Source organism: Embleya sp. NPDC005971 (assembly GCF_040629175.1).
GTDB lineage: Bacteria > Actinomycetota > Actinomycetes > Streptomycetales > Streptomycetaceae > Embleya.
In genome coordinates this window covers 25,658-37,809 of the sequence record NZ_JBEXUX010000001.1, presented here as the reverse complement: position 1 = coordinate 37,809, position 12,152 = coordinate 25,658, and the positions used below count along the sequence as shown (strand labels likewise).

The window sequence follows — 12,152 nt, the reverse complement described above, 5'->3', positions numbered from 1 at the left end:
CACCCGAACGGCCCCGGTGTCGGCGTGTCCGACCGACACGCGAGCAGATGTGTCGGGTTCCGGACCGCGGCTCCGGTGGAACCCGTCGAAACAAAAACGGCGACGGGCTCCCCGGAGGAAATCCGCCGCCTTCTAGGCGCTCGCGACCTGGTCGAAATGGTCGAAGCCCGCCTCCTGCGCACCGTACGGCGCCAGGTATGGCTCCCAACGTGGATCACGAAACCCGGTGCCCAGGATCCGCCACGCCAGGCCGGTGGGTTGGGATGGGGGACGCGGCATTCGCCAGCCCAGCTCGGCGATGTACCGATCGCTCTTGACGTGATTGCAGCGACGACACGCCGAGACCACGTTGTCCCACGTGTGTTGTCCACCGCGGCTGCGGGGGACGACGTGGTCGACACTGGTGGCGGCGCTTCCGCAGTAGACGCAACGCCCTCCGTCGCGAGCGAACAGCGCGCGCCGGGTGAGCGGGACTTGGCCCCGAAAGGGGATACGGACGAAACGGGTCAGTCTGATCACACTGGGTACGGGAATCTCGGTGGTGGCGCTGTGCAGGATGGTGCCTGTTTCTTCCAGGCACATTGCCTTGTCGTTCAGCACGAGAATCAGTGCGCGGCGAACGGGCACCACGCACAGGGGCTCGTACGACGCGTTGAGGACCAGCGAATGCGGCACGTATGCCTCCCTGTGACGCCGACAGCGCGTGGCTCGCGCCGGGGACGATCGGCCTCCAGTGTCCATGGCGGGATACCCCCCGCGCTACCAGGAATCGACAAGGTCACAGAGCGTTCACCTGCATGGGTGGCACCACGTGGCCGGGTGGTGACGGTGCGCACCGATCCGCCCGGGCGTCTAGGGTGCGCCCATGACGCGCTCTGTGCAGCCCGCGGAACACGCCCCCCACGAGACCCCGCACGCCCCCGCCGCCGCCCGCGGCGACACGGTCGACGTGCTGTTCGGCCGCTCCGTCCCGGACCCCTATCGGGCGCTGGAGGACCCCGACGCGCCGGACACCCGCGCCTGGGCCGCGGCGCAGGACGAGTGGTTCCACGCCCATGTGGACCATCTGGCCGGACGCGATCGGCTGCGGGCGCGGCTGTCCGAGTTGCTCGCCACCGGCCTGATCGGGCTGCCCTGTTGGCGCGGCGACCGACACTTCCTGATCCGCCGCGACCCCGAGCACGAGCACGCGGTGTTGTTCGTGGTCGAGTCGGACGGGACCGAGCGCGCGCTGGTGGATCCGATCGCGATCGACCCGACCGGCACCACCACGCTGGACCAGTGGACGCCCTCGGACGAGGGTGATCGGCTCGCCTACCTGCTCTCCACCGGCGGCGACGAGGAGTCCCGCCTGTACGTGCTCGACGTGCGTACCGGCGAGCACGTCGAGGGCCCGATCGATCGCATGCGCGACACCTCGATCGCCTGGCTTCCCGGCGGCGACGCGTGCTACCTGGTGCGCCGACTCCCGCCGGAGGCGGTGCCCGCGGGCGAGGAACAACATCACCGCCGGGTCTACCTGCACCGGATCGGCGCCGATCCCGCCACGGACGTCGAGGTGTTCGGCGCGGGCAGCGAACCGGCCACCTACTTCGGCGTCGGCGTCAGCCGGGACGGCAACTGGCTCACCGTGTCCGCGTCCGCGGGCACCGCGCCGCGCAACGACCTGTGGCTGGCCGACCTGCGCACGGGTGCGCCGGAACGGCCGCGGTTGCGCCCGGTGGTGGTGGGCCGCGACGCGCTCACCGGCCTGCGGGTGGGCCGGGACGGGCGGCTGTACGTGTTCACCGACCTGGACGCGCCGCGCGGTCGGCTGTGCGTGGCCGACCCGGCGGCGCCGGGCCCCGAGGGCTGGCGGGACCTGGTGCCCGAGGAGCCGGACGCGGTGCTCACCGGATACGCGATCCTGGACGGCCCGCACGCGCCGCGGCCGACGCTGCTGCTCGCCCGGACCCGGCACGCGGTGGGCGAGCTGACGGCGTGCGACCTGGCCACCGGCGAGGTGTTGGCCCGGCCGAAGACGCCCGGCGGCTCGCCCGGTTCGATCGGCGGACTGGCCGAGCACCCCGAGGGCGGCCACGAGGCGTGGTTCGGCTGGTCGGACTACACCGCGCCGTCGGCCGTACTGCGCTACGACGCGCGCACCGGCGCGATCGAGACCTGGGCCGGCGCGCCCGGCAACGCACGACTGCCGCGGGTGCACGTACACCAGGAGTCCTACCGCTCGGCGGACGGCACCACCGTCCGGATGTTCGTGATCGCGCCGACCGCCGAGCCGGACCGACCCCGGCCCGCCGTGTTGTACGGCTACGGCGGCTTCGGCATCGCGCTCGGCCCCGCCTACTCCGCAGGTGTACTCGCGTGGGTGGAGGCGGGCGGCGTGTACGCGATCGCCAATCTGCGCGGCGGCTCGGAAGAAGGCGAGGAGTGGCATCGCGCGGGCATGCGTGGGCACAAGCAACGCGTGTTCGAGGATTTCCACGCCGCCGCGGAGCATCTGATCGCCCGGGGTTGGAGCACGTCCGAGCGGCTGGCCGCGTCCGGCGGTTCCAACGGTGGGCTGCTCGTGGGCGCCGCGCTCACCCAGCGGCCGCAGTTGTACGCGGCGGTGGCCTGCTCGATGCCGCTCCTGGACATGGTCCGCTACGAGCGGTTCGGGCTGGGCCGGTTGTGGTCCGACGAGTACGGCAGCGCGGAGACGGCCGAGGAACTGGACTGGCTGCTGGGCTACTCGCCCTATCACCGCGTACGGGCGGGCGTGGCCTACCCGGCGGTGCTGTTCACCGTGTTCGACGGCGACAGCCGGGTGGACCCGCTGCACGCGCGCAAGATGTGCGCGGCCCTCCAGGACGCGACCACGAGCGGCCGCCCGGTGTTGTTGCGCGCCGAGGCCGAGGTCGGCCACGCGGCCCGCTCGGTCTCGCGCACCGTCGAACTCACCGTGGACACGCTGTCCTTCCTGGCCGATCGGACCGGCCTGGACCTCGACACGCTCGGCACACTCGACGGCACGCCCGGCACCCCCGGCGCGCTCGGCGCGGCGACCGGCCGGGACGGCGAAGGTGGGGATCGGTGACCTAGCGGTGATCAGCGACACAGCAGCAACCAGTGACATAGCGGCAATCAGCGACAAAAGGAATGAACAAGAGGTATCGCACGAGGCTTTCCACCGGCGTGACTACTGTGGGAAGCCGATCCCCCGTCGCCGGGGGAGGTTCCTCCGCTCGCCGTCCGAAAGGTCCAGTACGTGTCCGCGCCCGTCCCCGGAATCCTGCTGTCGTTCGACGTCGCCAAGAGCGACGGCAAGGTGTCGTCCTGGTTCGACCGACACGGCGAGTCCCTGGTGGTGACGCCGATCCGGATCCTGGTGATCATCCTGGTCGCGCTCATCCTGCGCGCGGTCACCCGGAAACTGATCACCCAATTGGTCGGCCGGATGGCCAACAGCGGTACGGACAGCAGCGGGCGGCCGGTGACCGGCTTCCTGCTCAACGCCGAACGGCGCCGGCAGCGCGCCGAGACGGTCGGTTCGGTGCTGCGCAGCACCGCGTCGTTCGTGATCCTGGGCATCGCCGGACTGATGGTGCTCGGCGAGTTCAAGGTCAACCTCGCGCCGCTGCTGGCCAGCGCGGGTATCGCCGGCATCGCGCTGGGCTTCGGCGCGCGCAACCTGGTCACCGACTTCCTGTCCGGGATGTTCATGATCCTGGAGGACCAGTACGGCGTGGGCGACCTGGTCGACGCGGGCGCCGCGACCGGCACGGTGGTCGAGGTGGGCCTGCGGATCACCAAGCTGCGCGATGTGGACGGCACCGTCTGGTACATCCGCAACGGGGAGATCAAGCGAATCGGCAACAAGAGCCAGGGCTGGGGCACCGCCAAGGTGGACGTCCAGGTCGGCTACCACGAGGACGTGGACAAGGTGCGCGCGGTGATCTCCTCGACCGCCGAGGCGCTGGCCGAGGTCGAGCCGTGGAACGAGCGCATGTGGGGTTCGGCGACCGTGGTCGGGATGGAATCGGTGACCCCGGACGCGGTCGTGCTCCAGGTGCAGATCAAGACCATGCCCGGTCAGGAGCTGCCGGTGGCGCGCGAGCTGCGCGGCCGGCTCAAGCGGGCGTTCGACGACGCGGGCATCCGGATCAGCGAGCCGGTCGCGAGCGCGGCTGGGCCGGCGAGCGACGACGGCCCCGCGCCCGCCCCGGCCGAGCCCGCGCCGGTCCCGGTGTCCCCGCCGCCGGCCCCACCGACACCGCAGGCGCCCGGGGCGCCGGGAGCCTGAGCCCCGCCCCGGGGCGGAGACCGAACGGGTCACCGTCGGGCGCGCCCCCGGCGGATTCGGGCCGGCCGTCGCCGAGACTGGGTCGGGTGGACTCTCCCCTGTGTCTGGTCACCGGCGCCACCGGCTATCTCGGCGGCCGGCTCGTGCCCGAACTGCTCGCGGCCGGTTATCGGGTGCGCTGTATGGCCCGCACCCCGGACAAGCTGCGCGACCACCCGTGGGCGGACCGGGTGGAGATCGTCCGGGCCGACGCCCTCGACCCCGCCGAGGTCCGCCGCGCCCTCGACGGCGTGCAGATCGCCTACTACCTGATCCACGCGCTCGGCAGCGGCCCGCGCTTCGCCGACACCGATCGCGAGACCGCGCGCACCTTCGCCGCCGCGGCCGAGGAGGCGGGCGTCGGCCGGCTGGTCTACCTCGGCGGTCTGGGCCCGGCCGCCGGTTCCGCCGCCCGGGACTCCTCGCCGCACCTGCGTTCGCGCGCCGAGGTCGGCGAGATCCTGCTCGGCTGCGCGGTGCCCACCGCGGTGTTGCGCGCCGCGGTGATCATCGGCTCGGGGTCCGCCTCCTTCGAGATGTTGCGCTACCTGACCGAGCGGCTGCCGGTGATGGTCACGCCGCGCTGGGTCACCTCGCGCATCCAGCCGATCGCGGTCCGGGACGTGCTGCACTACCTGGTGGGTTGTGCCGCGCTGCCCCCGGAGGTGGACCGCGCCTTCGACATCGGCGGCCCGGACGTGCTCACCTACGAGCGGATGATGCAGCGCTACGCGGCGGTCGCGGGCCTGCGCCGGCGCCGGGTGTTGCCCGTGCCGATGCTCACCCCGTCGTTGTCCAGCCACTGGGTGGGCCTGATCACTCCCGTGCCCGGCGGCCTGGCTCGACCGTTGGTGGAGTCGCTGCGCAGCGAGGTGATCTGCCACGAGCACGACATCGCGCGCTGGATCCCGGACCCGCCGGACGGCCTGACCGGATTCGATCGTGCACTCGAACTGGCCCTCAAGCGCATCCGCGACGCGGACGTGGCCACCCGCTGGTCCTCGGCGGCCCTGCCCGGCGCCCCGAGCGATCCGCTGCCCACCGACCCGGACTGGTCCGGCGGCTCGTTGTACGAGGACGTGCGCGAGGCGGAGCCGGCCGCGAGCCCGGCGGCGGTGTGGCGGGTGATCGAGGGCATCGGCGGCGACAGCGGCTGGCACTCGTGGTCGCTGGCCTGGGCGGTGCGCGGTGCCCTGGACCGGATCGTGGGCGGGGTCGGGCTGCGTCGCGGGCGCCGGGACCCGCACCGCCTGCGGGTCGGCGACTCGCTCGACTTCTGGCGGGTCGAGGAGGTGGTGCCCGGCGAGCTGCTCCGGCTGCGCGCGGAGATGCGGCTGCCGGGCCTGGCCTGGCTGGAGTTCACCGTCTCCGCCGCCGACGGGCACACGTGCTACCGCCAGCGTGCGCTGTTCCATCCCCGGGGGCTGCTCGGGCACGCGTACTGGTGGGCGGTGTTCCCCTTCCACGGCATCGTCTTCGGCGGCATGCGCCGGGGCATCACCCGAGCCGCCGAGGAATCGGGCTGATCGGTCCCGATCCGTTGGGCCGCCCGGACCGATCGGACCGAGCATCCCCGGGTCGGCGGGCCGTCTGGGAGGATGGGACGGTGACCGAGATGCGAGAGCCGGAACCGAGTCTCTACGAAGCCGTGGGCGGCGAGGAGACGTTCGTCAAGCTCGTGCACCGCTTCTACCAGGGCGTGCGCGAGGATCCCCTGCTGCGCCCGATGTATCCGGAGGAGGACTTCGCCGGCGCCGAGGATCGCCTGCGGATGTTCCTGGTGCAGTACTGGGGCGGCCCGCGCACCTACAGCGAGCAGCGTGGACACCCTCGGCTGCGGATGCGGCACGCGCCGTTCGCGGTGACCGAGGAGGCTCGGGACGCGTGGCTGCGGCACATGCGCGCGGCGGTCGACGACATCGCGTTGCCCGCCGAGCAGGAGAAAACCCTGTGGGACTACCTGGTCTACGCGGCGCAGTCGATGGTGAACCGACTCGACTGACCCGGCAACAGCCGCCTCCGCGCTCCGACGGGGGCGGCCGGGCCCGGTCGGTGGCACCCGGGCCGCACCGAGTGTCGACGGACCCGACCGGGTGGTGGTCGAGCACACCGACCGGGTCAGCGTGTGAAGAGCAGGCCGGGGGCGTCGGGGCGACGGACCGAGACCGAGCCGTAGCGGGCTTCCAGGCGTAGCCAGGGCCCGACGGTCAGCACCTCGACCCGGGCCTCGGGGTCCGGTGGACCCAGGAAGCCGAAGGACTGGGCGGCGTGTGCGGCGCGCAGCGGGAGCCGGCCGGGCAGCGGTCGGGTCCAGATGTCGGCCGCGATCCGGTCGAACTCCGCGCGTGGCATCCCGGGTTCGGTGCGGGACCGGAACTCGGCCACGCCGGCCGCCACTTCGCGGCCCAGGTCGAGCACGGCCAGCTCGGCGACCCGTTCCCAGCCGGTGCGCGGCGGCAACATGCCGGCCCACCCCGGACCGGTCACCGACGCCGGCAGCCGCACGCTCGCGTCGTCCGCGATCGCGTCCAGGAGCTGCCCGGCGGACACCGTCGCGTCCACGGTCGCGGGCTCCGCCAACTCGCTGGTCCGCAGCGTGATCACACCCGACGCGGCCTCCCCGAACGGCGGGTGGCCGAACGTACCGAGCACCGATCCATCGGCGCGCACGCGTACCACCGCACGGCGGTCGTAGCGCAGCAGTCGGGTCAGGTAGCCGCCCAGGTCCGTGCCGGCGGCCGCATCGAGTCGCAACACGCTCATGGCCGGACCGGCCGCCCCGCCGGCTCGTCCCGGGGTTCGACGAAGCGCTCCAGATAGGCCCGTTCGTCCCCGGTCAGCCGCCGGGGGCGCTGCTCGTCGAGCGAATACGGCACCAGTACGGACAACGCCGTCGCGTACACCTGCTCGTCGTCCTTGATCTCGTAGGCCAGCGTGAACCGGGCGGCACCGATGTGGGTCACCCAGGTCTCCACCCGCACCGGCTCGGCGCGCCACACCATCGGGCGCTTGTAGTCGATCTCGTGCCGGGCGATCACCACGCCCTCGGAGAGCGTCTTGGCCCCCTCGCGCTGCCCGAGGGTGAACATCATGTCCACGCGCGCCTCCTCCAGGTAGCGGAGGTACTGCACATTGTTGATGTGCCGGTAGGCGTCCATGTCGGACCACCGAAGCGTCGCCTGGTAGATGTGCCTGGCCACGTGCCCAGTCCTCTTCTCTGTTTTCCGGTCGTTCCCCGCCGAGGCGACCCGGGTGCCGCCGGGTGATGCCGGTGGCCTGCCGTATGCGGACATACGACAGGCCACCGGTCGCGCCGTACCGACCGCTCGGGTCAGTTGCGCTTGAGCTTCTTGTACGTCGCGCGGTGCGGCCGGGCCGCGTCCGCGCCCAGGCGCTCGACCTTGTTCTTCTCGTACGACTCGAAGTTGCCCTCGAACCAGAACCACTTCGACTCGCCCTCGTAGGCGAGGATGTGCGTGGTCACCCGGTCCAGGAACCAGCGGTCGTGCGAGACGACCACGGCGCAGCCCGGGAACTCCAGGAGCGCGTTCTCCAGGCTGGACAGGGTCTCGACGTCGAGGTCGTTGGTCGGTTCGTCGAGCAGCAGCAGGTTGCCGCCCTGCTTGAGCGTCAGCGCCAGGTTGAGGCGGTTGCGCTCACCGCCGGACAACACGCCGGTCGGCTTCTGCTGGTCCGGACCCTTGAACCCGAACGCGCTGACGTAGGCCCGCGAGGGCACCTCGACGTTGCCGACCTTGATGTAGTCCAGGCCGTCGGAGACGACCTCCCACAGGTTCTTCTTCGGGTCCAGGCCGCCACGCGACTGGTCGACGTAGGAGACCTTGACCGTCTCGCCGACCTTGATGTTGCCCGCGTCCGGCGTCTCGGCGTCGATCAGCATCTTGAACAGCGTGGTCTTGCCCGCGCCGTTGGGACCGATGATGCCGACGATGCCGTTGCGCGGCAGCGTGAAGGACAGGTTGTCGATCAGCAGCTTCTCGTCGAAGCCCTTGCTGAGGTGGTCCACCTCCACCACGACGTTGCCCAGGCGCGGACCCGGCGGAATCTGGATCTCCTCGAAGTCCAGCTTCCGCATCTTGTCCGCCTCGGCGGCCATCTCCTCGTAGCGGGCCAGTCGCGCCTTGCTCTTGACCTGGCGGCCCTTCGCGTTGGAGCGGACCCATTCGAGTTCGTCCTTGAGGCGCTTCTGCCGCTTGGCGTCCTTTTGCCCTTCGACCTTGAGGCGGGTGGCCTTGGTGTCGAGGTAGGTGGAGTAGTTGCCCTCGTAGGGGTGCAGTCGACCTCGGTCGACCTCACAGATCCACTGGGCGACGTTGTTCAGGAAGTACCGGTCGTGGGTGACCGCGACGACGGTGCCGGCGTACTTCTCCAGGTGCTGCTCCAGCCACTGCACGCTCTCCGCGTCGAGGTGGTTGGTCGGCTCGTCCAGGAGGAGCAGGTCGGGCGCCTCCAGGAGCAGCTTGCACAGCGCCACGCGGCGCTTCTCGCCACCGGAGAGGTTCACGATGGGCCAGTCGCCGGGCGGGCAGCCCAGTGCGTCCATCGCCTGTTCGAGCTGCGAGTCGAGCTCCCAGGCGTTGGCGTGGTCGAGCTGGTCCTGCAGCTCGCCCATCTCGGCCATCAGCTCGTCGGTGTAGTTGGTCGCCATCTCCTCGGCGATGGCGTTGAACCGGTCCAGCTTGCCCTTGATCTCCTTGACGCCGTCCTCGACGTTTTCCAGGACGGTCTTGGACTCGTCCAGCGGAGGCTCCTGGAGCAGGATGCCGACGGTGTAGCCGGGGGACAGAAACGCGTCGCCGTTGGACGGCTGCTCCAGCCCGGCCATGATCTTCAGAACGGTCGACTTACCCGCGCCGTTCGGGCCGACGACGCCGATCTTGGCTCCCGGCAGGAAGCTGAGCGTCACGTCGTCGAGGATCACCTTGTCGCCGTGCGCTTTACGCGCCTTGCGCATGGTGTAGATGTACTCAGCCATGCGTCCAAGCCTATGGTCTGGCGACCAGTGCCCGTGCATGGGTGCCCGGAGGGCGCGGGATTGTCCGGCTGCGTGTACCCGGCGGGCCGTACCGGGTGTGTGGGCCCGGGTCGTCTCGGCCGGCCGGCGGCCCGCTCGTCCTCGAACGCCGGACGGGCTCGGCGGACGGTGACGTCGGGCCCCGGCGCGCTCGGTGCGCGCCGGGGCCCGGCTGTCATCGTGGTTCGAGCGGTGGTGCCTGGATCAGGCAGCGGCGCCGTTCGAGCCGTTGTTGCGGCGGCGCATGTAGAACACCAGGCCGCCACCCGCGAGCAGGAGCGCACCGGCGCCGCCCAGGATCGCGGGGGTGTTGTTGCTCTCGCTGCCGGTCTTGGCCAGCTCGGGGCCCTTCGGGTTCACCGGGGCCACGGTCTCGCCGGTGCTCCCACCCGAGGTGCCGCCGGTCACGCCTTCGGTGGCACCGGCGGTCTTGCAGTCGAGCGTGCCGGTGAACTCCTTGGCGGTCTTGCCGTCGGGGCCCACGATGGTGATCTTGTACGCCTGGTCCTCGGCGACCTTGACCACCTGGTCGACCGACTTGCCGGCCGCGACGGTGGTTTCCTTGCCGTCGAGCTTGAACTTGTACGACTCGTCGCCGTTGTTCTTGACGGTGACCTTGACGCCGCCGTCGACGCAGTCCTTGGTGGCGTTGATCTCCGGGAGCGGGCCCTTGCCGGGGTTGCCCCACTTGGCGATCGCCTTGTCGGAGGTCTGCACCTTCTGCTTGTCCGCGACGATCAGCAGCTGGCTGGTCGACCCGTCCTTGTTGACGCCCTGGAAGACCCGACCCGCCTGCACGGTCGACTCGCCGGAGACCTCGAAGGCCTGGCTGCCTTCCTTGGTGGCGTTGGCGGCGTTGACGTAGAGCTTGTCGCCGTTGCCGACCTTGTCGACCGCCTTGCCGTTCGCGTCCACCAGGGTGGCCTTGGCGTCGGCGTCACCGGCGAGCAGCTTGGCGTTGATCGACTTGCCCTCGGCGTTGGTCTTGACCTCGAACGGGCCGATGCCGGGCTTGTCGCTGATCTTGCCGGCCTTCTCGCCCGGGGTCACCGAGAGCGAGACGGGGGGCTCGGTGACGTCGCCCTTGTTGGCGTCGCCGACCAGGTACTTGTAGAGCTTGACGACATCGCCGTCGTTCTTGTTGCTCTCGTCCAGGTTCTGGCCGTCGGTGAAGTGCCAGATGGCGGCCTGCGTGGCGGCGGCGGCCTCACCCTCGGTCAGCTCCGGGGCGGCGACCGCCTTGCGGACGCCCTCCAGGTTCACCGTCGGGAAGGAGTTCAGCAGCACCCACTTGACCTTGGCCTTGTCGGCCTGCTTGCCGAAGGAGGTCTCCTTCCAGCCCGACTCGTCGTACGTCGCCTCGCTGCGCACGAGGGTGTGGAAGTCGATGCAGTAGGTGCGCAGGATCTTGCCGTCGACCTCGAGCTTCAGGATCGAGGCGCGCTGCGAGTCCTTCTTGCCCTGCAGGAAGATGTTCGCACCGACATCGCCGCCCTTGTAGACGCCCTTGGCGCCTTCCGCGCTGGCCGCACCCGCGAAACCGATCACGCCGGCCGCCGCCAAACCGCCGGCGATGACCATGGCCGACAAGCGGGTGGCCGTCCGTCCCGGTGTACGGAACATGTGGTGGTCCCCTCAAAAATGTAAGCCGACTCGCGCGCGGCGCATGGTCCCCCGAGCGGGGCGCGAGTAAAGAACCGTTGAATGGTATGAGCAGCCGGGCCATCTCTCGCGACCCGGGGTACGCATTTGTTTCACGTTCTTTACCTCGGGAGAACATCCACGCCGAGGACATCAATTCGGATATCGCGAAGTCGACAAGTCTTCGACGGATATAACCGCTTATAGGGTATGTCAAGCCGCATAGGTGCCGATCGGGTCGATCCTGCTCACTATTGATTTTTCGAGGTGCAAAACAGCTCGAATCGGTCCTTCCATGAGCAATGCCTCGGCTCGGGCGCTATTCGCCTCCACGATCCGACCCTTTCCGACCTCCTGCCCCCTCGGCTGAGCGACATGCGTGGATTGGTCCGATAGTGCCGCATCGCTCCGTCTTCGATGTCGTCACAATTCTGTTTCAGATTCGTCCCGGAAACCGACTTGAATTACCTCCGGTATCGCCAATGAATGGCTTTCCCGAACATGCGATCAGCCGTCGCGGCAATTCACGCGGCCTCCTCTTCACCGATGGATCCGAGGTCGGAGTCGATCGCGAGGGTGCTCTGTTCGGCCATCGATGCCACCGCGCCGGCGTCCGCGACCACCGACAGCCGCGCCGATCGACCCACCCGACGAAACTCCGCGATCCCCCGCGCCAGGTCGTGTCCCACCGAGGACGCGTCGATCTCGGTGACGGTCCACCACTTCCCCTCCCGCTCCCACTCGCGCACCCGCAACCGGCCGGTCACCACGAGCGGGTCACCCTTGTCGATCGAGCTCGTCACGTTCTCCGCGAGCCCCCGGAAGCACACGACCGAGTAGAAGGAGGCATCTCCCGAGACCCACGTGCCGCTCTCGCGGTCGAAGCGCCTGGGCGACACCGCCATCCGAAATCGCGCCAGCGGGACGCCGGACTGGGTCACCTGGATCCGGACATCGCTCGCGGCGTTGCCGATCACCGTCACGTACGTGTCCACGCTTGCCTCCGTGTGTCACCGGCGTGCCCCGCAACATCGCCGTACGCCTTCGACGATCCGACATCCGGTGATCGACCGGGACGGGCGTCCGCAGGCTGTGGACAACTCGGCCCCTGTGCATCACGCGCGGTCACCGACGTGGGTGACATCCCGGCGGCCC

10 protein-coding genes are annotated in these 12,152 nt (G+C 70.1%); 4 read left to right on the top strand and 6 right to left on the bottom strand.

Annotated features, from left to right (window positions below):
• Window positions 1-132: 132 nt before the first annotated feature.
• The gene (locus ABZ374_RS00180) at window positions 133-675 is read right to left on the bottom strand and encodes an HNH endonuclease (RefSeq protein ID WP_126642612.1); all 543 of its coding nucleotides are present in this window, start codon (window positions 673-675) and stop codon (window positions 133-135) included.
• Between the two features lie 190 nt (window positions 676-865).
• Here ABZ374_RS00180 and ABZ374_RS00175 point away from each other — a divergent pair, with 190 nt between their 5' ends.
• The 4 genes from ABZ374_RS00175 to ABZ374_RS00160 all read left to right on the top strand — a co-directional run bounded on the left by ABZ374_RS00175 (window position 866) and on the right by ABZ374_RS00160 (window position 6,323).
• Window positions 866-3,076 (top strand): prolyl oligopeptidase family serine peptidase, encoded by a 2,211-nt coding sequence (locus ABZ374_RS00175; RefSeq protein ID WP_360304421.1) that lies wholly within the window; start codon window positions 866-868, stop codon window positions 3,074-3,076.
• 171 nt (window positions 3,077-3,247) lie between these two features.
• Window positions 3,248-4,282, top strand: coding sequence for a mechanosensitive ion channel family protein (locus ABZ374_RS00170; protein ID WP_360304419.1), 1,035 nt, complete (start codon window positions 3,248-3,250; stop codon window positions 4,280-4,282).
• An 86-nt stretch (window positions 4,283-4,368) separates the two neighbouring features.
• On the top strand, window positions 4,369-5,847 hold the full coding sequence (locus ABZ374_RS00165) for an SDR family oxidoreductase (RefSeq protein WP_360304417.1): 1,479 nt from the start codon (window positions 4,369-4,371) through the stop codon (window positions 5,845-5,847).
• A gap of 89 nt (window positions 5,848-5,936) precedes the next feature.
• On the top strand, window positions 5,937-6,323 hold the full coding sequence (locus ABZ374_RS00160; RefSeq protein WP_360305428.1) for a globin: 387 nt from the start codon (window positions 5,937-5,939) through the stop codon (window positions 6,321-6,323).
• Between the two features lie 116 nt (window positions 6,324-6,439).
• On the opposite strand, the gene ABZ374_RS00155 is transcribed toward ABZ374_RS00160, so the two are convergent.
• From ABZ374_RS00155 to ssb, 5 genes are all read right to left on the bottom strand, one after another.
• Entirely contained in the window at window positions 6,440-7,084 is a 645-nt protein-coding gene (locus tag ABZ374_RS00155) for a hypothetical protein (RefSeq protein ID WP_360304415.1), read from the bottom strand.
• Window positions 7,081-7,521 carry a thioesterase family protein gene (locus ABZ374_RS00150; RefSeq protein WP_360304413.1) on the bottom strand — a complete coding sequence of 147 codons (441 nt, stop codon included), beginning with the start codon at window positions 7,519-7,521 and terminating at the stop codon, window positions 7,081-7,083. The genes ABZ374_RS00155 and ABZ374_RS00150 overlap by 4 nt, the downstream gene beginning before the upstream one ends.
• 131 nt (window positions 7,522-7,652) lie before the next feature.
• Window positions 7,653-9,317 carry an energy-dependent translational throttle protein EttA gene (gene ettA, locus ABZ374_RS00145; RefSeq protein ID WP_360304411.1) on the bottom strand — a complete coding sequence of 555 codons (1,665 nt, stop codon included), beginning with the start codon at window positions 9,315-9,317 and terminating at the stop codon, window positions 7,653-7,655.
• A gap of 243 nt (window positions 9,318-9,560) precedes the next feature.
• On the bottom strand, window positions 9,561-10,979 hold the full coding sequence (locus ABZ374_RS00140) for a thioester domain-containing protein (RefSeq protein ID WP_360304409.1): 1,419 nt from the start codon (window positions 10,977-10,979) through the stop codon (window positions 9,561-9,563).
• A 542-nt stretch (window positions 10,980-11,521) separates the two neighbouring features.
• Window positions 11,522-11,992 (bottom strand): single-stranded DNA-binding protein, encoded by a 471-nt coding sequence (gene ssb, locus ABZ374_RS00135; RefSeq protein WP_360304407.1) that lies wholly within the window; start codon window positions 11,990-11,992, stop codon window positions 11,522-11,524.
• Window positions 11,993-12,152 lie beyond the last annotated feature (160 nt).

What these genes read in the sequence shown, in the direction of transcription:
- ABZ374_RS00140 (WP_360304409.1), bottom strand. Translation starts at nt 10,979, where the DNA reads ATGTTCCGTACACCGGGACGGACGGCCACCCGCTTGTCGGCCATGGTC.
- ABZ374_RS00175 (WP_360304421.1), top strand. Translation starts at nt 866, where the DNA reads ATGACGCGCTCTGTGCAGCCCGCGGAACACGCCCCCCACGAGACCCCG.
- ABZ374_RS00155 (WP_360304415.1), bottom strand. Translation starts at nt 7,084, where the DNA reads ATGAGCGTGTTGCGACTCGATGCGGCCGCCGGCACGGACCTGGGCGGC.
- ettA (WP_360304411.1), bottom strand. Translation starts at nt 9,317, where the DNA reads ATGGCTGAGTACATCTACACCATGCGCAAGGCGCGTAAAGCGCACGGC.
- ABZ374_RS00160 (WP_360305428.1), top strand. Translation starts at nt 5,937, where the DNA reads ATGCGAGAGCCGGAACCGAGTCTCTACGAAGCCGTGGGCGGCGAGGAG.